The organism is Nonomuraea sp. NPDC026600, from assembly GCF_040638335.1.
Classification (GTDB): domain Bacteria; phylum Actinomycetota; class Actinomycetes; order Streptosporangiales; family Streptosporangiaceae; genus Nonomuraea.
This window is the reverse complement of record NZ_JBEZYD010000006.1, coordinates 333,105-354,592: the sequence shown is the minus strand read 5'-3', so window position 1 is coordinate 354,592 and position 21,488 is coordinate 333,105. Positions and strand designations below refer to the sequence as shown.

The 21,488-nt window shown below is 70.6% G+C and carries 20 protein-coding genes; all 20 read right to left on the bottom strand.

Going from position 1 to position 21,488, the window contains the following annotated elements; translation table 11 throughout:
* Positions 1–14: 14 nt before the first annotated feature.
* The 20 genes from AB0F17_RS17440 to AB0F17_RS17345 all read right to left on the bottom strand — a co-directional run bounded on the left by AB0F17_RS17440 (position 15) and on the right by AB0F17_RS17345 (position 21,484).
* On the bottom strand, positions 15–1,352 hold the full coding sequence (locus tag AB0F17_RS17440; protein ID WP_358023379.1) for an NADH-quinone oxidoreductase subunit N: 1,338 nt from the start codon (positions 1,350–1,352) through the stop codon (positions 15–17).
* On the bottom strand, positions 1,349–2,797 hold the full coding sequence (locus AB0F17_RS17435; protein ID WP_358023377.1) for an NADH-quinone oxidoreductase subunit M: 1,449 nt from the start codon (positions 2,795–2,797) through the stop codon (positions 1,349–1,351). The genes AB0F17_RS17440 and AB0F17_RS17435 overlap by 4 nt, the downstream gene beginning before the upstream one ends.
* Complete coding sequence (locus tag AB0F17_RS17430; protein ID WP_358023375.1) at positions 2,794–4,608, bottom strand: proton-conducting transporter membrane subunit; 1,815 nt, start codon at positions 4,606–4,608, stop codon at positions 2,794–2,796. Before AB0F17_RS17430 ends, AB0F17_RS17435 begins: the two co-directional genes overlap by 4 nt.
* Positions 4,605–4,910, bottom strand: a complete 306-nt coding sequence (gene nuoK, locus AB0F17_RS17425; protein WP_358023373.1) for an NADH-quinone oxidoreductase subunit NuoK — start codon at positions 4,908–4,910, stop codon at positions 4,605–4,607. The genes AB0F17_RS17430 and nuoK overlap by 4 nt, the downstream gene beginning before the upstream one ends.
* Entirely contained in the window at positions 4,907–5,404 is a 498-nt protein-coding gene (locus AB0F17_RS17420; RefSeq protein ID WP_358023370.1) for an NADH-quinone oxidoreductase subunit J, read from the bottom strand. The genes nuoK and AB0F17_RS17420 overlap by 4 nt, the downstream gene beginning before the upstream one ends.
* Positions 5,401–6,315: an NADH-quinone oxidoreductase subunit H gene (locus AB0F17_RS17415; RefSeq protein WP_358023367.1), complete on the bottom strand. Its 915-nt coding sequence runs from the start codon at positions 6,313–6,315 to the stop codon at positions 5,401–5,403. Before AB0F17_RS17415 ends, AB0F17_RS17420 begins: the two co-directional genes overlap by 4 nt.
* Positions 6,308–7,480, bottom strand: a complete 1,173-nt coding sequence (locus tag AB0F17_RS17410) for a hypothetical protein (RefSeq protein WP_358023364.1) — start codon at positions 7,478–7,480, stop codon at positions 6,308–6,310. Before AB0F17_RS17410 ends, AB0F17_RS17415 begins: the two co-directional genes overlap by 8 nt.
* 11 nt (positions 7,481–7,491) lie before the next feature.
* Positions 7,492–7,839: an NADH-quinone oxidoreductase subunit A gene (locus tag AB0F17_RS17405; protein ID WP_358023361.1), complete on the bottom strand. Its 348-nt coding sequence runs from the start codon at positions 7,837–7,839 to the stop codon at positions 7,492–7,494.
* A gap of 255 nt (positions 7,840–8,094) precedes the next feature.
* On the bottom strand, positions 8,095–8,733 hold the full coding sequence (locus tag AB0F17_RS17400) for a class I SAM-dependent methyltransferase (protein ID WP_358023358.1): 639 nt from the start codon (positions 8,731–8,733) through the stop codon (positions 8,095–8,097).
* Positions 8,734–8,920: 187 nt separating this feature from the next.
* On the bottom strand, positions 8,921–9,496 hold the full coding sequence (locus tag AB0F17_RS17395; RefSeq protein ID WP_358023355.1) for a nuclear transport factor 2 family protein: 576 nt from the start codon (positions 9,494–9,496) through the stop codon (positions 8,921–8,923).
* 425 nt (positions 9,497–9,921) lie between these two features.
* On the bottom strand, positions 9,922–10,251 hold the full coding sequence (nirD, locus tag AB0F17_RS17390; protein WP_358023352.1) for a nitrite reductase small subunit NirD: 330 nt from the start codon (positions 10,249–10,251) through the stop codon (positions 9,922–9,924).
* The gene (nirB, locus tag AB0F17_RS17385; RefSeq protein ID WP_358023349.1) at positions 10,248–12,680 is read right to left on the bottom strand and encodes a nitrite reductase large subunit NirB; all 2,433 of its coding nucleotides are present in this window, start codon (positions 12,678–12,680) and stop codon (positions 10,248–10,250) included. Before nirB ends, nirD begins: the two co-directional genes overlap by 4 nt.
* Positions 12,677–14,071: an FAD-dependent oxidoreductase gene (locus AB0F17_RS17380; protein WP_358023346.1), complete on the bottom strand. Its 1,395-nt coding sequence runs from the start codon at positions 14,069–14,071 to the stop codon at positions 12,677–12,679. The genes nirB and AB0F17_RS17380 overlap by 4 nt, the downstream gene beginning before the upstream one ends.
* A complete protein-coding gene (locus tag AB0F17_RS17375; protein WP_358023343.1) occupies positions 14,068–16,089 on the bottom strand; it encodes a molybdopterin-dependent oxidoreductase in 2,022 nt (673 codons plus the stop codon). Before AB0F17_RS17375 ends, AB0F17_RS17380 begins: the two co-directional genes overlap by 4 nt.
* Positions 16,090–16,099: 10 nt before the next feature.
* Positions 16,100–17,410, bottom strand: coding sequence for an MFS transporter (locus AB0F17_RS17370; RefSeq protein ID WP_358023340.1), 1,311 nt, complete (start codon positions 17,408–17,410; stop codon positions 16,100–16,102).
* Positions 17,411–17,532: 122 nt separating this feature from the next.
* Positions 17,533–18,840 carry an amidohydrolase family protein gene (locus tag AB0F17_RS17365; protein ID WP_358023337.1) on the bottom strand — a complete coding sequence of 436 codons (1,308 nt, stop codon included), beginning with the start codon at positions 18,838–18,840 and terminating at the stop codon, positions 17,533–17,535.
* Complete coding sequence (locus AB0F17_RS17360) at positions 18,821–19,321, bottom strand: VOC family protein (RefSeq protein WP_358023335.1); 501 nt, start codon at positions 19,319–19,321, stop codon at positions 18,821–18,823. The genes AB0F17_RS17365 and AB0F17_RS17360 overlap by 20 nt, the downstream gene beginning before the upstream one ends.
* The gene (locus tag AB0F17_RS17355; RefSeq protein WP_358023332.1) at positions 19,318–20,286 is read right to left on the bottom strand and encodes an alpha/beta hydrolase; all 969 of its coding nucleotides are present in this window, start codon (positions 20,284–20,286) and stop codon (positions 19,318–19,320) included. Before AB0F17_RS17355 ends, AB0F17_RS17360 begins: the two co-directional genes overlap by 4 nt.
* Positions 20,283–21,149: an NAD(P)-dependent oxidoreductase gene (locus AB0F17_RS17350; protein WP_358023329.1), complete on the bottom strand. Its 867-nt coding sequence runs from the start codon at positions 21,147–21,149 to the stop codon at positions 20,283–20,285. Before AB0F17_RS17350 ends, AB0F17_RS17355 begins: the two co-directional genes overlap by 4 nt.
* Positions 21,146–21,484: a Dabb family protein gene (locus AB0F17_RS17345; RefSeq protein ID WP_358023870.1), complete on the bottom strand. Its 339-nt coding sequence runs from the start codon at positions 21,482–21,484 to the stop codon at positions 21,146–21,148. Before AB0F17_RS17345 ends, AB0F17_RS17350 begins: the two co-directional genes overlap by 4 nt.
* Positions 21,485–21,488 lie beyond the last annotated feature (4 nt).

Sequence of the window (21,488 nt, the reverse complement as noted above, 5' to 3'; positions counted from 1 at the left end):
CAACGCCCGATCATCTACCGCAACGGCAACACCAGCAGGACGATCCCGCCCGCCACCCCCAACACCACGGACGCCACGGCGATGACCGGCGCGAGCCACCCCCGAGCCGACCCCCCGTCGCCCTCCCTGGCGAAGACCGGCCGGATCCATCGCAGGTAGTAGAAGACGCTGGCCACTGTGTTCACCGCCACCACCACGGCCAGCCAGGCATGACCGCCGTCCCAAGCCGCCGCGAAGACGAGCAGCTTCCCCACGAACACCCCGCTCGGCGGCGTGCCGATCAGCCCCAGCAAGCACACCACCAGCGCGAACGCCGCCCACGGCGACCTCCTGGCCAGCCCCGCGTAGTCCCCGAGCCGGTCGGAGCCCAAGGACACGACCACGGCGAACGCGCCCAGGTTCGTGATCGCGTACGCGGCCACGTAGTACAGCAGCGCCGGCGCGGCGAGCCCGGTAAGGCCCGCCATGGCGACCGGAACCAGCAGGTACCCGGCCTGGCTGATCGTGGAGTAGGCGAGCAGGCGGCGCACGTTGTCCTGGTGGAAGGCGGCCAGGTTGCCCAGCGTCATCGTGGCCACGGCGAGCACCGCGATCAGCGCGGGCTCGTCGAACACCTCGCCGGCCAGCCGGAACAGCGCCACGAGCGCGCCGATCTTCGGCACCGTGGTGACGAACGCGGCCACCGGCCGGGAGGCGCCCTCGGTGACGTCGGGCACCCAGAAGTGCGCGGGCACGCCCCCTGCCTTGAACAGCAGCCCGGCCAGCAGCAGGATCACGCCCACGACCGGCGCGTCGAGGCCGGGGTAGGCTGTCGCGCCCGCCGTGCCGTACACGATGGTGACGCCCGCCAGCATGAGCACGCCGAGGAACGCGCCCATCAGGTAGTACTTCAGCGCGGCCTCGGTGCCGGGCGCGTCCTTGCCGAAGCCTGCCAGGGCGTACGCGGGGATGCTGGCGAGCAGGTACGCGGCGACGAGCACGAGCAGGTCGTCGGCGCCCGCCATGAGGACGCTGCCGAGCGCGGCCAGCAGGAGCAGCGTGTAGACCTCGGTCTCGCGGGGGTGCCCACGGGCCCAGCGGGTGGTCAGGATGATCACGAGCAGGGTGGCGAGCGCGACCGTGGCCCGGGTGACGTTCGTGAGGGGATCCACGGCGTAGGCGGCGAACGCCATCGTGTCCGGATTTTTCATGACAGCGGCGGTGGCCACCATCGCGCCGGCCAGGGCCAGGCCGCAGATCCAGGCGACGATCCACTGCCGGTGCCTCGGCAGGAAGAGGCCGGTGAGCAGGCCCGCCACGGCGCCCAGCAGGATCAGCAGCTCGGGGAGCAGGTCGAGCGGGTTCTCGGTCATCGGCTGACCAGGTTCACGATGGCGGCGGAGGCGGGTTCGATCAGGCCGAGGAGCCAGCGGGGGGCGATGCCGATGATCAGCGACAGGATCAGCAGCGGGGCGATGGCGGCCAGTTCGCGCGGGCGTACGTCGGTGACCTGCGAGGTGAGCTCGCCGGGGCGGCCCAGGAAGGCGCGCTGCAGGACCCGCAGGAACAGCGCGGCCGTGATGAGGATGCCCACGATGCCCAGCGCACCGGAGATCACGGCACCCGCACCGATAACGCCAGTGAAGATCTGAAATTCCGCGACAAATCCGGAAAGGCCGGGGATGCCGAGCGAGCCGAACGCCGCCACCGCCATCAGCCCGGTCAGCACCGGCGGCATACCGCCGTATTGGCCGATCTCGTAGCTCTGGGCCCGGTCCCACAGGATGCCGGTGATCAGGAACAGCGCCCCGGTGAGCAGGCCGTGGCTGACCATCTGGGTGACCGCGCCGCTGACCGCCAGCTCCCTGGCCTGCGTCGGAGCGCTCAGCCCGGCCGCGCCCAACGCCAGGACGATGTAGCCCATGTGGTTGACGGAGGTGTAGGCGATCAGCCGCTTCAGGTTCTCCTGGGCCAGGGCGACCAGCGCGCCGTACAGGACTCCGGCGACGCCGATCACGATGATCACCCAGGCGTACTCGCGCCACGCCTGCGGCAGCATCGGCATCGCGATGCGGGCGAAGCCGTACGTGCCCATCTTGAGCAGCACCCCGGCGAGGATGGCCGAGCCGGCGGCGGGCGCGTCGGTGTGGGCGGGCGGCAGCCAGGTGTGCACGGGGACGGTCGGCGTCTTGATCGCCAACCCCACGCCGATCGCGAGCAGGACCAGGGCTCCGGCCTTGGGAGGGTTCGTGGTGAGGTCGACCATGTCGAACGTGTGCGGGTCGGCGCCGAGGTACAGGCCGATGAAGCCGAGGAGCAGGGCCAGGGAGCCGAGGAAGGTGTACAGGAAGAACTTGAGCGCCGAGCGAGCCCGGTCGCCGTGCCCCCAGCCGACGATCACGAAGTACATGCCGACGATCGACAGGTCGAAGAAGACGAAGAAGAGCAGCAGGTCGAGCGCCGCGAACAGGCCGATGGAGACCGTCTGCAGGAACAGGAACAACGCCGCGTACGCCCGGCCGGCCTTCCCCAGCGAGTAGACCGCGCAGACCAGGAACAGCAGCGCGGTCATCGCGATCAGCGGCAGCGACAGCCCGTCGACGCCGACGTGATAGCCCGCGCCCACGGACGGCATCCAGCGCAGCCTGCTCTCATAGCCGATGCCGCCCTCGTAGCCCGCCCACATGGCGATCACCAGGGTCAGGTCCAGCGAGGCGACGCCGACCCACACCCATCCGGCGGCCTTCCCACGCGGGATCACCGCCAGCAGCGCCGCCGCCACCAAGGGGAGGAAGATCACGATATCGAGCACGCTCACCTCGCCAGCGCGAACACGACGGCCAGCACGATCAGCGCGACGGCGGCCTGGGCGAAATACGTGTGTACCTGGCCGGTCTGCGGACGCCGGGCCAGCGTGCCGAGCCGGCCGGCCGCGCCGGCCACCGTCCGTACGAAGCCATCGATTCCCGACTCGAACGGCCTGCGCGCCAGACGCGCGGCGGCCATCCCCAGACGGGGTACGGCGTTGACGGCGCCGTCGACGACCCGATCGTCGAACCACGCGGCCCCGCCGGCCAGTGCCGTCAACGGCCGCCACACCAGGACGACGGCGGCCCTCTCCAACCAGAGCCAGCCGGCGAGCAACCCCCGCGGGCCCGGCATCGCGGCTGGCCGGTTCCGCGTCACGAAGGTGACGGCGAGCACCACGGCCGACGCCAGCGTCCCCGAGAGGGCCAGCTCGCCGACGGTCAGGTGCCGTCCGGCGCCCGCCAGGACGGGCAACCCCAGCACGACCGCACCCAGCGCGAGCACCGGCAGCGGCAGCCGTTCCAGCACCCCCACCCGCCGGGTGCCCGGCTGTTCGGTGTCGTCACGGGTGTCCGCGTCGACGGGCCGCCAGACGGCCACCAGCGCCTTGGCGGCGTAGGCGGCACCCAGCAGCGCACCCGCGAACGCCACCCCGTACAGCATCGGCTCACGCACCGCCCCGAGCACCGCGTCCTTGGTCAGCCACAACGACAGCGGCGGCACCCCGGCCAGAGCCAGCGCCCCGATCCCGAACGTGACGCCGACCAGCGGATACCGTCGCGCGGCCCCGTGCAGCCCGGTCAGGTCCTTGGTGCCGAGCGCCGCCAGCCACGCCCCGGCCCCGAGGAACAGCAGGCTCTTGACCGCCGCGTGCGCCACCAGTTGCGCCGTACCGCCCGGCACCTCCCCCACGCCCGCGCCCAGCACCATGAACCCGATCTGGGCGCAGGTGGAGGCGGCGAGGAGTTGCTTGAGGTCCCGCTGCGCGACGGCGACGGCCCCGAGCAGCAGGGCGGTCACCGCCCCGGCCCACGCCACCACCGCCGCCGCCCACCCGGTCGCGGCGAGCAGCGGCTGGACCCGCAGCAGCAGGTACGCCCCGGCGGCCACCATCGTCGCCGAGTGCAGCAGCGCGGACACCGGACTGGGCCCGGCCATCGCCCGCGACAGCCAGTACGAGAACGGCACCTGCGCCGACTTGCCCAGCGCCGCCAGCACGATCCCGGCCGCGATCAGATCCCGCCACGGGGCCGGATCATCGGACAGTACTGCCAGCGCGAACGCCACGTCCCCGTTGCCGGTGGCGGCCAGCGCGCCCGCGAAGGCGGCGCCGGCGGCGAAGTACAGACCGAGGTCGCCCGCCCGGGTGGTGACGAACGCGATCGTCGCCGAGCGCACCCGCTCGGGGTCGTGCCACCAGTAGCCGATGAGCGCGTACGACATCGCGCCCATGACCTCCCACCCCATGAGCAGCAGTACCAGGTCGGTGGCGGTCACGGTCAGCAGCATGCCGCCGACGAAGATCAGCATGAGCCCGAAGAACCGCGCCTCGCGCAGCTCCCCGGCGGCGAAGACCAGCACGGCCAGCGCCACCCCCGCCACGGTCACGACCATCGCCGCCGACAGCCCGTCCACGGCCAGCCCGGAGTCGAAGAACAGCCTCGCGCCGACCCGGGGCCGCGCCACCGCCGCGTAGCCGGCCAGCCCCAGTGTGGCGGCGGCCGTGGTGAGGGCCGCCGACCTGGCGGCCCGCCGTACCAGAAGGAGGACGGCACCCATGGCGATGGGGAGGGCGGGCAGCAGCCAGAGGAGGGCGTTCATTCCTTGAGGTCTCCGGCGTCGTCCGTCAGGTCCACATCGCGCGCCCGGAAGATCGCGGTCACCACGGCGAACCCCATCGCCATCTCCAGCGCCATCACGGTCACGGCGACGAGCACCAGCACCTGCCCGTCGGCGCTCTGGGGGGCGACGTAGTACCAGAAGGCGCCGCCGGCCACGATCAGGCCGTTGATCATGAGTTCGAGGCCCATCATGAGCATGACGATCGACTGCTGGGACAGCGCGCCGTACAGGCCCACCGCGAAGAGCGCGGCGGCCAGCAGCAGGAAGCCCTGAAGAGTCATCGCTCGTAGCGCCCCTTGTGCGTGGCGAGCACCACGGTGGAGATCATCGTGGCCAGGATCGCCACGCCGATGACCATCATCACGAGCATCTTCGGCCCCATGATCGACAGGCCGAGCGCGTGGGTGGGATCACCGCCCGGACGTTGCTTCGCGGCGGGCCAGGGGGTGAGCAGCGCCCCCGCCGCCAGCAGCACGAACGCGGCCCCGGCGATGGTCGCGGCGGCCCGGTTGTTGTGCACCATCTTCATCGGCATCAGCCCCGCCGGGTTCATCATGTACATGATCATGAAGACGGCCATGATCATCATCTCCATGACCATCATCAGCACGATCAGCACGCCGAGGTAGCGCAGGTCGATCAGCAGGAACGTACCGCCGACGGCCAGCAGCGAGGCGAGCAGCGCGAACGTCGCCCGCGCCATCGAGTCCACCACGAACACCATGACCCCGGCCGCCACCGCCACCACGGCGAGAACCCAGAAGACGACGCTCATGGCAGCACCACGATCCCGACCACGAGCAACTGCGCCAGCGTGAGCGGGATCAGCACCATCCAGGAGAAGTCCATGAACCGATCCATCCGTACGGCCGGCAGCCGATGCCTGGCCACGACCAGCAGGACCAGCACCGCGACGGTCTTGACCAGCGTCCACGCCCAGGCCGGCAGCAGGGGCCCCGCGCCGCCCCCGAGGAACAGGGGCACGGCCGCGGCGGCGGCCACCACGAGCACCGTGTACCGTCCGGCCAGGAACAGCAGCCGGTCGGCACCGGACAGCTCGGCGGGCACTCCCCCGGCGAGGTCACGGCCGAGCGGCTGCCCCATCGGCCCCCAGAACGCCATGGCCAGCGCCGAGACCAGGTAGACGAGGAAGGCGACGGGCATCCAGACGGCGTACCAGAGGCCGTGCTGCGCCTGGACGATGCCGGTCATCCGCAGCGACCCCGCGCCCAGGGCGACGGTGATCAGGGCGAACATGTGCGGCAGCTCGTACGCCAGTCCCTGAGCGACGTACCGGTAGGCGCCGATCAGCGGGTACACGGAGTTGGCGCCCCAGCCGATCAGCCAGAGGGCCGGCCAGACGCACACCTCCATGGCGTTGAACCACACGACCCCGACGTCCAGATCCGCCACCGGCGCCCCGCCGAGGGGCAGCACGGCGGCGGCCAGAACGGGGGCCAGGAGCAGCGTCAGGAGGCCGATGCGGGTGAGCAGGACGTCGGGCAACAGGGTCAGGCGCCGCTGCTGCACCAGCAACCGAGCCACCTCCCGCCACGGCCCGGCCGCCCTCTCGGGCGTCTGCCGCGACTGCGGTGGTGAGCCCAAGTGGGCGTCGAGTGTCGCCGCGCCCCATACGAGAGCCGCCAGTGCGGCGATCAGCCCGAGGACCGCACCGGGCTCAGCCATGGAAGGCCCCCTGGGAGAGCTGGTCGAGGTCGGGGTCGAGACCGGCCACGATCAGGCGGGCGACGGCCAGCTCGGCGCCGTCCAGCAACCGGGGAAGCACATCCAACACCGCCGCCGACGGCCGCTCCCCCACGGGCCCCCTCGGCCCGTCGTCCCCGACGAGCGGCGTCGGGTCGTCCATCGCGTCCAGGGCGGCTCCGGTACGGTCCAGCCACCAGCGCAGCCGGCTCAGCACGTCTCCCCCCGGCGAAGCGACGGCTCCCGCCTCGGGCCCCACGCCAAGTCGCACGTCGCGGAGCATCCAGGCGAGGATCCTCGACCGCCGCACCCGGCGCGCGAACCGGGCGTGGTCACGGCTCAGGTCGGCTCGGGAGTCCCCCGCCAACGTACGGTCCCGCAGCCATCTGGCCCGCAGAGCCGCCGAGGGCCATCCGGCCACGGCCAGCAGCCGCCCAAGGCTGTCGAGGTGCGACGCGGCCCGGCGCCGCTCCGCCGCCCCCCGCGTCACCGCCCGCCCCTCCGACGCGGCCACCCAGGGCTCATCCCAGAAACCCACCCCGCCCGCGACTCCGCCCACGACATGTACGGTCGCCTGCTGGATCACGTCACCCTGAAGCACCGTCTCCACGACCAGCCCGCTGGGCCAGTCCACAAGCACCAGTCCCAGCGGGACATGCAGCCGGTCGAGCTTGAGCCCGTCCCGATCCGCCCCCCGATCGGCCATGGCCACCCCACCGGGACTCCCCATGTGATGCTCATGCCCACCGTGGTCCATCCCGCCATGCGCCCCACCTTGGTCCATCCCACCGTGGTCCATCGGCTCCTGCGGCCAGGACCGCGACTCTCGTTCGGCCGCGTCGCGACGCTGACCGGGCTCATCCCCCAGCGCCACCACCGCACCGTCCAACGCCCCCTCGACCGCGTCGGGCGCGGCGTCCGACGGCAGCTCCACGAGCGCCCGAGGACCCGCGACACCATCCCAGACGACCCGTATCGCCTCCGCCAACTCCTCCCCCGGCACGCCGCACACCACCACCAGGCTCGCCTCCCCCGGCGACAGGGCGACGGCCCACCCCCGGCGCGCCACCGCCGCTTCCACCAGCAGCCGCGTACGCGTCCCGTACACCCCGGCGACGACCAGCGGCCGCACGGACGCCCGCCGCATCAGCCACCCGCTCAAACCCACCGGAACGCCCTCTCCCGCCACGCGTAGACGACCCCGACCATCAGCAACCCGAGGAACGCGAACATCTCCACCAGCGCCACACCGCCCACCTCGGCCACCACCAGCGCCCACGGGTACATGAAGATCATCTCCATGTCGAAGGCGAGGAAGACGAGCGTCACCGCGTACCAGCGAACGTGAAACCGGGACAGCGCGTGCTCCCGCGGCCGCCCGCCCGACAGGTACGGCCCCACCCGCAACGTCCCCCGAGGCGCGACCACCAGCGAAACGCCGTACACCCCGGCCACACCCACGACGACAAGGACCACCAGACCGAGCACTGCCAAGAACGCCTGCATCGATCACACCTCAGCCGTCTACTAAGAGCGGTAGCGAGCACTTCAGAGCGATACCCAGCCAGCGAAAAACTACCGTAAATAGTAGATAGCCCCACAGCGCACCGCACTCAAGCCGACGACACGCAATGGAGACGAGATCGTCTCGCGCGACGGCGAGGAGACCACACCGACCTTCGGACAGACCAAGATGTGGGTATATCTGGCACTCGTCGATCAGGGCCGCATCACACCACGCCTGCCGGGCGGCAAACGTCCCTAAGGTCTGCGGGCAAGGCCCAGGATGTGGGTTATGGTCGGCGATTTCGGCGTCGCTTTGTAGAGGAACCTGTCGATGTCCTCGATCACGAACCCCGCGTCCCTGATCGCCGCCGCGATGTCCCGGTTGGGGCGGCAGTCTCCGGCCATCAGCCGCCACAGCGGGGTGATGAGATCCTGCAGCACACCCCGGACCGGGTTCGCCGAGCGTACGTGCTCGAAGAAGCGCAGCTCCCCGCCCGGCTTGAGCACCCTGCGCACCTCGGCCAGCACCGCGGCCTGGTCGGGGACGGAGCACAGCACCAGCGAAACCACGGCCGCGTCGAACGACCCCGCGTCGTACGGCAACGCGCCGGCATGCCCCCGAACCACCGTTATGGGCACCGGTGCCGGCGCCGCGGCCCGCTCGCCCAGCGCACGCAGCCGGTCCTCGGGCTCGACGGCGACGACCTCGCGCACCTGCGGGGGATAGTGCGGGAAGTTCATCCCGTTACCGGCGCCCACCTCCACCACCCGGCCGCTCAACCCGGACAGCAGTCGGATCCGCAGCTCGGCCATGCCGTTCCGCTCGGCCTCGGCACTGAGCCGCTCGTACATGCGGGCGAAGCGCGGATGCTGGAACCCTGAAAGATCCTGCATGTCCCTACGCTAGATCGCACCTCGTCCCACCGCGCGCCCCGAAGTATCTCATTAGCCACAAGACAGGCGGTGGAATTGAATGTATGCCGCCAACTCCGGGTTCTGCCCGATCTTGCGGAGCTAACGGCCACGCACGTCTGGGGGCACCGCCGATGTGATCGGTAGCGCCCCCATATGACCGACCCGCTCAGGTCGGCTCGTTGTCCATGAAGCGGTCGATCTTCCACTCACCGTCGGCCTTCTTGAGGAGGAAGAACTCGCGGTAGGTCTCGTCGCCCTCCTTGCTGGTGGTGCGGACGAAGGCCGCCTCGCTGCCGAACGTACGCGTCTCGTCGAAGGTGTGTGTACGTTCGGCCTTCGCCTTGAACTCGTCCTCGAACAGTTTGCGCAGCGCCTCGGTGCCGTCCGCGGTCGGCTTGCCCGCTATGGCGGCCATGCCGTCGGAGGTGAACGCGTCGGCGGCCTTGTCCGCGTCACCGGCCTTGGCCGCGTCGAAGTACGCCTGTACGGCCGCGCGCGGCGAGGTCATCTCGGTGCCCGAGGGTTCCGGGCTCATGGTGCCCGACTCGGTCGGCATCGGGCTCGTCATGCCCGTCTCCGATTCGGCCGGTGTCGGGCCTGATTCCGAGGGCATGGGCGGGGTCGGGCTCGCCACCGCGCCCGTCAGTCGCATGTTGGTACCGCCCGCGGCACAGCCCGTGACGAGCATCGCCGGGACGACTGCCGCCAGCAGGAGTGCTCTGGCCTGGGATTTTGTGCTCATAGCGGGGTGATTCCCCCCACATCCGCCCCGAATGCACCATTTATCCACTTCGGACAACCCTTTTACCACCCCCCGCCACAGCCACGGGGATTGCTCACAGTAACCTTCACAAGAGTTGATGAGATCGTTCAGAGGTTGGATCGTTGCCGAGCCGCGACCAAACCGTCGCCGCGTCGCCGATAGCGTCCAACGAGTGCCGCACCTGGAGACGAGCCTGAGCACCGAACCCGAGCCTCTGCCGCAACGCGACGATGCGGAGCGCTGCGACAGCATCGACTCCGAACGGCGCTGTGTCCTACCGGTGGGACATCAGACCGCGCATGTGTACCCACCGGCGGAGATGATGGTCGAGCCCTAGAACCCCAAAGAGGCGACCCGGTCGCGCTCGATGAGCGTGACCGGCCCGCCTCGCCGGGCATCCCCCGTTAGACGCCCATCCCCACCTGCACCAGCCCACCGTCCACCCGGATCGGATAAACCGGTACAGCGAACCCGGGCTCGTCCAGGCACTCCCCGCTCACCAGCGAGAACACCTGCTTGTGCAGGGGTGACGCCACAGTGGGCTCCCCCCGCCGAGTGCCGACGATGCCGCGCGACAACACCTGCGCCCCACTGAACGGGTCCAGATTGTCGATCGCGTGCACCGTACCGTCGTAGGTACGGAAGACGGCCACCTGCCGTCCCTCCACCAGAGCGCACACCCCACGCTCCGGCAGCAACGCCTGATACCCGCAGACGGGAATCCAGCTACTCATCGGGCCGCCACCTCCACCGGCTTGATCTGGTCGCGTTCGGTCTCGAAGACGATCGACGGGTCGGGAACCCCCGGCGCGTTGACGAAGCTGACGAACCGCCCCAGCTTCTCCGGATCGTCGATGGTCGTCTGCCATTCGTCCACGTACGTGGAGACGTGATACTCCATCTGGGCATCCAGCTCGGCGCAGATCCCCAGCGAGTCGTCGATGATCACCTGCCGCAGGTAGTCGAGGCCGCCGTCGAGCGACTCCAGCCAGGCGGCGGTGCGTTGCAGCCGATCGGCGGTGCGTATGTAGAACATGACGAACCGGTCGATCGTCCTGATCAGCTCCTCGGTGCTCAGATCAGCCGCGAGGAGGTCGGCGTGGCGCGGCTTGAACCCGCCGTTGCCGCCGACGTACAGGTTCCAGCCCTGCTCGGTGGCGATGATCCCGAAGTCCTTCGACCTGGCCTCCGCGCACTCGCGGGCACAGCCGGACACGGCCGACTTGAGCTTGTGCGGCGCGCGCAGGCCGCGGTAGCGCAGCTCCAGGTCGATGGCCAGGCCGACGGAGTCCTGGACGCCGTAGCGGCACCAGGAGGATCCGACGCACGACTTCACCGTCCGCAGCGCCTTGCCGTAGGCGTGGCCGGACTCGAACCCGGCGTCGACGAGCCGGCGCCAGATCTGCGGCAGTTGCTCGACGCGGGCGCCGAACAGGTCGATCCGCTGCCCTCCGGTGATCTTGGTGTAGAGGCCGAAGTCGCGGGCCACCTCACCGATCACGATGAGCTTGTCCGGCGTGATCTCGCCGCCGGGGATGCGCGGGACGACCGAGTACGTGCCGTTCTTCTGGATGTTGGCGAGGAAGGCGTCGTTGGTGTCCTGCAGCGCCGCCCGCTCGCCGTCCAGGACGTGCCCGTTGTGCAGCGAGGCGAGGATCGAGGCCACGGCCGGCTTGCAGATGTCGCAGCCCCGGCCCTGCCCGTGCGCGGAGATCAGGTCCGAGAACGTGGTGATGCCGCGCACCTTGACGATGTCGTACAGCTCGGCCCTGGAGTAGGTGAAGTGCTCGCACAGCGCCTTGCTCACCTCGACCCCGGACTTCTCCAGGAGCTGCTTGAGCATCGGCACGCAGCTCCCGCAGGTGGTGCCCGCCCGCGTGCACCCCTTGATCCCGGGAACGTCGGTGAGCGCCTTGTCGGCGATGGCGGTGCGGACCGTCCCCGCGCTGACGTTGTTGCACGAGCACACCTGCGCGTCGTCGGGCAGGTCCAGCTCGGCTCCCGACCCGGTGAACAGCAGGTCGGACGGCGCGGCGGGCAGCGGCTTGCCGACGAAGGGACGCAGCGCCGAGTACGGCGAGGCGTCGCCGACGCAGATGCCGCCGAGCAGCGTCTTGGCGTCGTCGCTGATGAACAGCCTCTTGTAGACGCCGCCCACCGGGTCCATGTAGGTGACGTCGAGCGCCCCGTCCATCGCGCCGAACTGCGCCACCTCGACGCCGAGCAGCTTCAGCTTGGTCGACAGGTCGGCCCCTTCGAAGGTGGCGGCCCCGCCCAGGATGCGGTCCGCGGCCACCTCCGCCATGGTGAAGCACGGCCCGACCAGCCCGTACACCATGCCGCCCGCCAGCGCGCACTCGCCGATCGCGTAGATCGCCGGGTCCGACGTACGCATCCCGGTGTCCACCGTGATGCCGCCCCGCTCGCCCACGTCCAGCCCACTGGTCCGGGCGAGCTCGTCGCGCGGCCTGATCCCGGCGGAGAAGACGACGATCTGGGCGTCCAGCAGGGTGCCGTCGGGCTTGCGCAGCCCGGTGACGCCGCGCTCGCCCGCGACGATCTCCTTGACGCCCGCGCCCGCGTGCACGCTGAGCCCGAGCGCCTCGATGTGGCCCTTGAGCACCGAGCCGCCGCCCTCGTCGACCTGGCGGGGCATCAGCCAGGGGCTCATCTCCACGATGTGCGTCTTGAGCCCCAGCCCGCGCAGCGCGTCGGCGGCCTCCAGGCCGAGCAGCCCGCCGCCGACCACCACGCCCTCGGTCGCGTCCTTGGCGGCCATCCTGATCGCGTCGAGGTCGTCGATGGTCCGGTAGACGTAGGCGTGCTCCGCGCCCGGCACCGGCGGCACGAACGGCGCCGACCCGGTCGCCAGCACGAGCACGTCGTACGGCTCGGCCGACCCGTCGGCCAGCGTGACCGTGCGGGCCTCGCGGTCGATCCCGGTGACGCGCCCGCCGAGCCTGGTCACCGTGCCCGGCGGCACCGGGTAGGTGAGGTCCTCGACGCTGATCCCCGACAGGTAGGAGGTCAGCGCGACCCGGTCGTAGGCGGGGCGGGGCTCCTCGCCTATGACCGTGACCCGGCCGTCGAAGCCGCGCTCGTGCAGCGTTTCGACGAGCCGATGGGCGGTGGGTCCGTAACCGACGACGACGATCCTGTTCATGCCGAGATCCCTTCCTGCTCACACAGCCAGCCGACGATGCCTTCCACGGCATCCCGGCAGGTCCCGCACCCTGTCGTGGCCCTGGTCGCGGACGCCACCGCGGCCACGTCCCGCGCGCCGGCCTCCCAGCACGCCCTGATCTGGCCCTTGGTCACGTTGTTGCACTGGCACACCTTCGCCGCGTCGGGCATGAGCACCGGGCTGTCGGCCACGGTGACCGTCGCCAGCCCGGGGAACAGCAGCCCGGCGCGGTCGCCCGGCAGCGGCCCACCGCGGTCGAAGAGCTGGGTGAGCGTGCCGACGGCGTCGGTGTCGCCCAGCAGGATCGCGCCGACCAGCCGGCCGTCGCGGATGACGAGCTTGCGGTAGGTGCCGCGGGCCCGGTGGGTGAAGCGCACCACCTCGGCGTGTTCCTCGGTGAGCTGGGTCTCGCCCATCGCGGCCAGCTCGACGCTCCTGGCCTTGAGCCTGGTCACCAGCCGCGAGCCCCGATAGAGCGCCTTGCCGCCGGTGATGACCTCGGCGGCGACGGCCGCCTGCTCCCAGGCGGGGGCGACCAGGCCGTAGACGGTGCCGTCGTGCTCGGCGCACTCGCCGATGGCGAACACCGCCGGGTCCTCGGTACGCATCTCGTCGTCCACGACGATGCCCCGCCGTACGGACAGGCCCGACTCCTTCGCCAGTCCCGTCACCGGACGCACGCCGCAGGCCAGCACGACGAGGTCGCCCTCGACCAGCTCGCCGTTGGCCAGCCGGACGCCCTCTTCCAGGATCGCCTCGGCCGACACGCCGGTGCGGATGTCCACGCCCAGCCCGGTGAGCGTCTCGCCGAGCACCAGCCCGGCCTCGGCGTCGAGCTGCCGCTCCATCAGGTGGTCGGCCAGGTGCAGCAGCGTCACGGGCAGGCCGCGCCCGGCCAGCCCGCGCGCGGCCTCGATGCCGAGCAGGCCGCCGCCGACCACCACCGCTCTGCCCGCGCGCTCGGCCGCCTCCAGGATGCGGTGGCAGTCGTCGAGCGTGCGGAACGGGATCGCCAGCTCGGCTCCCGGCACCGGCGGGACGACCGCCTGGCTGCCGGTGGCCAGGACCAGCATGTCGTACGGCGTGCTCCGGCCGTCGGCGGTGTTCACCGTCTGGGCGCTCCGGTCGATGCTCACCACTTCGCCGCCGAAGACGGCCTCGACGTCGTGGGTGGCGTACCAGCTCGGGTCGAGCAGCCGTACCTGGTCGGGACCCGAGCTCCCGGCCAGGACGTTCGACAGCAGCACCCGGTTGTAGGGCTGCCAGGTCTCGGCGCCGAACACGGTGATCGACAGGTGCGGATCACGCGCCCGCACCTCTCCGACCAGCCGCGACCCGGCCATCCCGTTGCCTACTACGACGAGCCTCATGCGATCTTCTCCACCCTCACGGCGCAGACCTTGAACTCCGGCATCCGCGATGTCGGATCGAGTGCGGGGTTGGTCAGGCGGTTGGCGCCCTCCCAGTGGAACGGCATGAAAACGGTGTCGCGCCTGATCGCGTCGCTGATCCGGGCGAGCCCCGTGCTCTCGCCGCGCCGACTGAGCACGCGCACGACGTCTCCGGAGGTGATGGCGAGCTGCTCGGCGAGGTCGGGGTGGAGCTCGACGAACGGCTCCGGCGCGGCCTTGGACAGGGCGGCGATCCTGCGGGTCTGCGCGCCGCTCTGGTACTGGGCGAGCACGCGGCCGGTGGTCAGGTAGACGGGGTAGTCGTCGTCGGGCTCCTCGGCCGCGGGCCGGTGCTCGACGGGCACGAACCTGGCGCGGCCGTCCGGGGTGGCGAAGGAGTCGAGGAAGGGGCGCGGGCGGCCGGCGTCCTGCGGCGACGGGCAGGGCCAGAACACGCCGGTCTCCTCGGTGATCCGCTCATAAGTGATGCCCGCGTAGTCGGCCGCGCCGCCCGCGCTTGCCCGGCCCAGCTCGGCGAACACCTCCCGCGGCTCGGCGGGGAACCGGTGGCCGAGCCGTCCGGCCAGCTCCTGGATGATCTCCAGGTCGCTCTTGACGCCTTCGGGAGCGGGTACGGCCTGGCGGCGCAGGAGCACCCGGCCTTCGAGGTTCGTCATGGTGCCGGTCTCCTCGGCCCACTGCGTCACGGGGAACACCACGTCGGCCCGCGCGGCCGTCTCCGACAGCACGATGTCGGAGACCACCAGCAGATCGAGCGCGTCGAGCCGCTCGGTCACGTGCGCGGACCGCGGCGCGGACACCACGGGGTTGGAGCCGAAGACCAGCAGGGCGCGCGCCCCCTGGGGCGTCCCGAGCGCGTCGAGCAGCTCGTAGGCCGAGCGTCCGGGGCCGGGCAGCTCGTCGGGCCGGACGCCCCAGACCGCGGCGACGTGCTCGCGGGCGGCCGGGTCGTCGATCTTGCGGTAGCCGGGCAGTTGGTCGGCCTTCTGGCCGTGCTCCCGGCCGCCCTGGCCGTTGCCCTGCCCGGTCAGGCAGCCGTACCCGGAACCGGGCCGGCCGGGCAGCCCCAGCGCCAGGGCCAGGTTGATGAACGCGGTGACGGTGTCGGTGCCTTTGGCGTGCTGTTCGGCGCCCCGCCCGGTGAGCACGGCGGCCCGTCCGGCCGCGGCGAGCGCCCGTACGGCCTCGCGCATCCGGGCGACGGGCACGCCGGTGATGCGCTCGACCCGCTCGGGCCACCAGGAGGCGAGCGAGGTGCGGACCTGCTCGAAGCCCGAGGTCCTGGCCGCGACGTAGTCCTCGTCGACGAGCCCCTCGGCGATGACCAGGTGCAGCATCCCCAGGGCGAGCGCCAGATCGGTGCCCGGCGTGGGCTGCAGGTGCAGCCAGGCCAGCTTGGCCGTCGCGGTGCGGCGGGGGTCGATGACGATGAGCCGCGGCCCGGTCAGGTGGCGGACGAAGGGCGGCATGGTCTCGGCGACGTTCCCCCCGGCCAGCAGGACGACGTCGGTCTCGGCCAGGTCGGTGATCGGGAACGGCAGACCGCGGTCCATCCCGAACGCCCTGAGCGAGGCGGCCGCGGCCGACGACATGCAGAAGCGGCCGTTGTAGTCGATCTGGCTGGTGCCGAGCGCGACCCTGGCGAACTTGCCGAGCTGGTAGGCCTTCTCGTTGGTCAGCCCGCCGCCGCCGAACACGGCCACGGCGTCGGGGCCGTGCACGGCGCGGATGGCGATCAGCCGGTCGGCCACGTAGTCGAGAGCGGTGTCCCAGGCCACGGGCCGGCCGTGGAGCAGCGGCGTGGTCAGCCGCTCGCCGTTGGTCAGCAGGTCGGCCGCCGTCCAGCCCTTCTGGCACAGGGCGCCGCCGGAGTTCGCCGGGACGTCGGTGCGCGGAGTGATCGTGATCTCGGATCCCCGGGCCGTGATCGTCATGCCGCACTGGAGAGCGCAGTACGGGCAGTGGGTCGCGGTCACCACGGGATCCTCAGACACGGGCGTCGGCCAGGCTGCCGACGAGCGAGACACCGACCTTGCGCGTGTAGCACCACCAGGTCAGCGTGAAGCAGGCCACGTAGAAGACGCCGAACCCGACGAACGCGGTGGCCGGGCTGCCCGTCTGGGCGAACGACATGCCGAACGCGCGGTTGATGAGGAACCCGCCGAGCGCTCCGACCGCGGAGATGATCCCGATGGCCGCGGACGCCTGCCGCTTGCCGTACATCAGGGCCTCCTCGCCGGTGCCGCGCTCGGCCACGGCCTTGGCCTGGAAGATCGCCGGGATCATCCGGTAGGTGGAGCCGTTGCCGATGCCCGCCGTGAGGAAGAGCACCTGGAAGGACAGGAAGAACATCCAGAAGTTGCCCGAGGTGCTGCCGAGCCAGACCAGGACCACTCCGACGCCCATGCCGGCGAAGTTCCACAGGGTCACCGGCGCCCCGCCCTTCTTGTCGGCGAGCCAGCCGCCCACCGGCCTGATCAGCGAGCCGACCAGCGGGCCGACGAACGCCACCGCCGCCCACGGCGAGCCGGGGAACAGGCTCTTGGCCAGCAGCGGGAAGGCCGTCGAGTAGCCGATGAACGAGCCGAACGTACCGATGTACAGGAACGACATGATCCACGTCTGCGCCCGACCGGCCACCGCCAGCTGCTCGCGCGGCTTGGCCTTGGCCACCGCCAGGTTGTCCATGAAGAACCAGGCGCAGACGGCGGCCACGACGACCAGCGGCACCCAGAACCAGCCCGCGGCGGCCAGCCCGAACCCGCCGATCACCAGCGGCATGACCAGTTGCACGGAGCTGACCCCGATGTTGCCGCCGGCCGCGTTCAGCCCGAGCGCCACCCCTTGCCGCGAGCGCGGGTAGAAGTAGGTGATGTTCGCCATGCTGGAGGCGAAGTTGCCGCCGCCGACCCCGGCCAGCGCCGCGATCACCAGGAACATCCAGTACGGGGTGCCCGGGTCGCTGACCGCGAGGCCGAGCAGCACCGTCGGGATGACCAGCAGCAACGCGCTAACCGTGGTGAACGTGGCGCCGCCGAACCTGGCCGGGCCGAACGTGTAGGGAACGCGCAACACCGAACCGACGAGGTTGGGCAGCGCCACCAGCCAGAAGAGCTGGTCGGTGGAGAAGTCGTAGGACCCCATCTTGGCGGCCACGATGCTCAACAGCGTCCACACCGTGAACCCGAGGTGCTCGGCCAGGATCGAGAAGACGAGATTGCGCCGGGCGATCCGCTTACCGGAGCCTTCCCAGAAGGTCTTGTCGTCGGGGTGCCAATCGGCGATCCAGCGCGCCATCGTTCCTCCTACATTCGGTGGCGAGGACTCGAATGTAGGAATCGCGCGTTACGCACTTTGACGATCCGTGGCTGTGCGTTCGTTACATGTAACTCACTGGCGTAACGAGCAATCAACATGTGTCACGGCGGAAACCTGCTGTTAATGGGGACTTCAATCGTCGCCTCCGGTGGCGCGGGCGGTCGCGCCAGCCAGACCCGCGATTCGGCTCCGCCCACCACGCGCCCGCGCTTGATGGTGGTCCGGCGGCCCGGAGCGTTTCGGAGGATGTCCGGGAGACAACTGGCGGAGAACACGACCAGGTCCGCCACCGCGCCCACCCGGACGCCGTCGGCCGGCGCACGCACGTAGTGAGCGGCGTTGACCGTCACCATGTCGAAGACTTGTCTGATCTCCCGATCCGACCCGAGCTGAGCGGCCACGGCGGTCACCATCGCCACCTCCGCCGGGTCCAACCGCCCGAAGGGAAACCACATGTCATGCATGTTGTCGCTGCCGGCGGCGACGCGCACCCCGTGGTGGAGGAGCGTCCTCAGCCGGGCCACTCCCCTCCCCCGTGGCGGAATCTCATCACCGACCAGCAGGAGGTTGCCCATCGGGCAGACGCAGATGTCGATCTCGGCCGCCCGGATCGCCTCGATGACCTCCGCCGCGACCGTGTCAGGGTAGGAATCCAGCGCGCAGCAGTGTCCCGCCCGGACACGACCCACCAGGCCGGCCTCGATCGTCTTGTCCGCGAGCAGCTTGAGGTCGCGCTGCTGCGGGTCGTAGCTGTAGTCGCAGTGCACATCGAGATCCACGTCGAGCTCGCGCGCGAGCTCGACGAGCAGCTCGATGTGCCGGCTCCTGTCCTCCGGCAGTTCCACGTCCGGTGCGCCGCCGAGCACGTCCGCTCCCGAAGTGAGGGCGGTCCGGAGCAGGCGGAGAGCGGCGCCGTCCCGGACGATGCTCTCCTGCGGGAAGGCCACCAGCTGGATGTCGATCACGTCGAGGTAGCGTTCGCGGAGTTCCGCCATGACGCTCAACGCCAGCAGGCCGCCCACCGGGTCGACGTCCACGTGCGCGCGCAACGTCCCCACGCCGTGGCCGACGGCGAGTTCGATCGCCCGGGTCCCTCGCGCCCACAGGTCGTCCCGGGTGAACCGTGACTTGACGCGCCGGGTGCGTTCCAACGCCGCGTCCAGCGCCTTCCCGTGGTCCGTCGGCGGCAACTGCGGAAAGGTCAGTGCCTTGTCGATGTGGAAGTGCGGTTCGACGAAGGCAGGCGTGAGCAGGCCTCCCTGCGCGTCGATGATCTCTCCCGGGGCGGCGGCCGGCACGTCACCGATCGCGGCGATACGTCCGCCTTCCAGGTAAACGTCCACCAGATCCGCGGAATCGAGCAGCCGGACGTTGCGGAGCAGCAGCGGCTCAGGAATCGGTGCCGGCATCCGCCTGCCGCCCCTCCTCGGTCCCGAAGCCGTCGAGCGACTCGCGCTCCTGGAGGCTGCGCAGTTCCTGGAACACCGAGATGTGGAGACCGGCAGGCGCGTCGAACCTCGCGTTCAGCGACTGCCACGGCGTGACGGTGGGCGGCGCGACCTGGTCGGCACCGGCCGAGAGCAGCCGATCGGTGGTGGCTCGAGCGTCATCGACTTCGAACGCGACCCGGATCTTGGGGGCCACCTGGCGGCCCACCTCGACATCGTCGATCATCCTCTTCTGCGCGGGGTTCGCGATCTCCAGCGTGGCCCGGCCGGCATCGAGGATCGTCACATGGGCGCCGTCCCCACCGGAGAAGGCGGCCTGCTCGGGCAGGCCCAGAGCGTCCCGGTAGAAGGCGAGGGCGGCTTCGTAGTCCTCGGCCTCGACGACCAGGCGAAGCTGGCGGACGGCCGGACTCCGGCTCTCGGAATCCTTGGAAAGGGTCATGGGATCTTCTCCTCATCAGAAATGGTGATGTCGGGTTCACGATCTACAGCGGGCGCGGGCGGCCTGGCAGGATCTCCTGGCGTCATCCCGACCAGCCCTCGGCCCACCGTGGCCGGGTCCCTCAGCGACCACTGACCGGCGGCCACCTGGTTCAGGAAGCCGTCGAGGGCGTCGTTGAAGGCGTCCGGCTCCTCGTGGTTGATGGTGTGGCCGGTGCGCGGGAGCACGCACAGACCGGCTCCGGGCATGACCCGCTTGAGCATGACGTTGACGTCGAGACAACCGTCGTCCTCGTCACCCACGACGAGGAGCACAGGTGCCCGCACGGCGCCCAGGCGGTCGCGCAGGTCGTACAGGGAGGGACGCTGGGCCAGCACCTGTGAGAAGGTCATGGACATTCCCATGGCATCGCGCCCGGCCAGTCGTTCGCCGAACGCGTGCCACCCCATCGGCTCCTTCTGTTTGAACTGCTGACGGGTGGGCCCGTCCTGATAGGCCCGCGCCGCACTCGGCACGTCCTCGCGGAAGAGCCGGGCGGCCGTACGCGCCTCCTCCGCGAAGCCGGCCCGCTGATGCGGCGCTGACCCGTAACCGGCACCGGCCACCGTCACGCTGAGGCAGCGTCGCGGGTGCTCGAGCGCCAGATGCAGGGCGCAGAAGCCACCCATGGACAGACCCACGACGTGGGCCGCGGCGAATCCGAGGCTGTCCAGGACCGCGAGGGCATCCTGTACCGCGATGGCCTGCCCGTAGCGGTCAGGGCTGGTGGGAACGTCGGACGGCGGGTATCCGCGCGCGTTGTAGCGGACGCAGGTGTACCGATCGGCGAAGCGCTCCACCTGCCCCTGCCAGTCCTGGAGGTCCCCGGCCACCTCGTGCATGAACAGCAGCGGAGGGCCGGATCCGTCCAGCGCCACCGCCAGGCGGGTGCCGTCGGGGGCGACGGCTTCGGAGAGCGTGCTCATTCCGGGTGCTCTCCGTCCTCCGCGGCCTTGAGCGCCGCCCACGCCGGCCAGACGTGGCGCATGAGCTGGAACGCCAGTGCGGTGACGGGCATGGGGAAGTCCGCGGTATCCGCCTCGCGCAGCACCGATCGCATGTCCTTGAGGAGGATGTCGAGGTCTTCCCCGGCCACGTAGCGCTCCCACCACGGTTTGACCCGCCGCCAGTTGTCGACGACCCAGCTTCCGCCGACGCTCACCGACAGCACGGACATCAGCGTGTCCTCATCGACGTGGTAGTCGTCGACCAGCCGGATCGCCTCGAACACGCCCATCATGTTGATTCCGAACGCCAGTTGTACCGCCAGCTTGGTGGCTTGGGCCGTGCCCACCCGCTCGCCCACGTGGAAGATGTTCTGACCCACCGCGTTCAGCAGCGGGAGGAGCCGGTCGAAATCCTCCTGCACCGCCGACACCATCAGAGTCAGGCTGCCCGCCTCGGCGCCCCATGGCCCTCCGGACATCGTCGCGTCGACGGCCGTCGCGCCGTGGACGGCGAGTTCGGCCTGGATCCTCCCCATGGTGGTCGGATCCAGCGTGCTGGCCACGACGACGGTCAGCGCTTTGCCGGTCCGCACCACGCCGTCTTCTCCGAACAGGACGGCCTGCGTCTGCGCGGCGTCACGGACGACGGAGAAGATCACCTCGGAGGCGCCCTCCGCCGCCGCCCGGGGAGAGTCGACGATCGCGATTCCGGCTTCGGCGGCAAGTTCCCGGCGCTGGGGCGAAGGGTCGAATCCGTACACGGTATGCCCGCTCTTGACCAGATTGGCGGCCATCCCGAGGCCCATCGCGCCAAGTCCGATGAAACCAATGCTTTCCGTCATGCCTGCTGCCTTCCTTCGGTCTCGTCGTTCGACTTGGCGGCCGCGATCGGCAGGTCCACGACCAGCACGGATTCCGCCGTCAGGGACAGTTCACGGGCCAGTTTCCCGTGCCGGGCGTCCCGCAGGTAGCCGTCCCGCACCGTTTCGGCGGGGAAACCCATGGTGACCCCGAGGGTGTAGCCGCCGCCGAACGGCTCGGCGCTGACGTCGCTCCCGGCGTAGACTTCGCCGGCGCCCAGGTCGGTGGCGAGCGCGGCGAGCTGGTCGACGATCTGCTCCGCCCGCCACGTCGCGCCGTCTCGCGGCTTGATCAGTACGATGTGGGCCAGCCTCATGCTC

Bases quoted from the DNA above. Each gene is read 5' to 3' on its own strand.
- AB0F17_RS17440 (WP_358023379.1), bottom strand. From the start codon at position 1,352: ATGACCGAGAACCCGCTCGACCTGCTCCCCGAGCTGCTGATCCTGCTG.
- AB0F17_RS17430 (WP_358023375.1), bottom strand. From the start codon at position 4,608: ATGAACGCCCTCCTCTGGCTGCTGCCCGCCCTCCCCATCGCCATGGGT.
- nuoK (WP_358023373.1), bottom strand. From the start codon at position 4,910: ATGACTCTTCAGGGCTTCCTGCTGCTGGCCGCCGCGCTCTTCGCGGTG.
- AB0F17_RS17420 (WP_358023370.1), bottom strand. From the start codon at position 5,404: ATGAGCGTCGTCTTCTGGGTTCTCGCCGTGGTGGCGGTGGCGGCCGGG.
- AB0F17_RS17415 (WP_358023367.1), bottom strand. From the start codon at position 6,315: ATGGCTGAGCCCGGTGCGGTCCTCGGGCTGATCGCCGCACTGGCGGCT.
- AB0F17_RS17410 (WP_358023364.1), bottom strand. From the start codon at position 7,480: ATGCGGCGGGCGTCCGTGCGGCCGCTGGTCGTCGCCGGGGTGTACGGG.
- AB0F17_RS17405 (WP_358023361.1), bottom strand. From the start codon at position 7,839: ATGCAGGCGTTCTTGGCAGTGCTCGGTCTGGTGGTCCTTGTCGTCGTG.
- AB0F17_RS17400 (WP_358023358.1), bottom strand. From the start codon at position 8,733: ATGCAGGATCTTTCAGGGTTCCAGCATCCGCGCTTCGCCCGCATGTAC.
- AB0F17_RS17395 (WP_358023355.1), bottom strand. From the start codon at position 9,496: ATGAGCACAAAATCCCAGGCCAGAGCACTCCTGCTGGCGGCAGTCGTC.
- nirD (WP_358023352.1), bottom strand. From the start codon at position 10,251: ATGAGTAGCTGGATTCCCGTCTGCGGGTATCAGGCGTTGCTGCCGGAG.
- nirB (WP_358023349.1), bottom strand. From the start codon at position 12,680: ATGAACAGGATCGTCGTCGTCGGTTACGGACCCACCGCCCATCGGCTC.
- AB0F17_RS17380 (WP_358023346.1), bottom strand. From the start codon at position 14,071: ATGAGGCTCGTCGTAGTAGGCAACGGGATGGCCGGGTCGCGGCTGGTC.
- AB0F17_RS17370 (WP_358023340.1), bottom strand. From the start codon at position 17,410: ATGGCGCGCTGGATCGCCGATTGGCACCCCGACGACAAGACCTTCTGG.
- AB0F17_RS17365 (WP_358023337.1), bottom strand. From the start codon at position 18,840: ATGCCGGCACCGATTCCTGAGCCGCTGCTGCTCCGCAACGTCCGGCTG.
- AB0F17_RS17360 (WP_358023335.1), bottom strand. From the start codon at position 19,321: ATGACCCTTTCCAAGGATTCCGAGAGCCGGAGTCCGGCCGTCCGCCAG.
- AB0F17_RS17355 (WP_358023332.1), bottom strand. From the start codon at position 20,286: ATGAGCACGCTCTCCGAAGCCGTCGCCCCCGACGGCACCCGCCTGGCG.
- AB0F17_RS17350 (WP_358023329.1), bottom strand. From the start codon at position 21,149: ATGACGGAAAGCATTGGTTTCATCGGACTTGGCGCGATGGGCCTCGGG.
- AB0F17_RS17345 (WP_358023870.1), bottom strand. From the start codon at position 21,484: ATGAGGCTGGCCCACATCGTACTGATCAAGCCGCGAGACGGCGCGACG.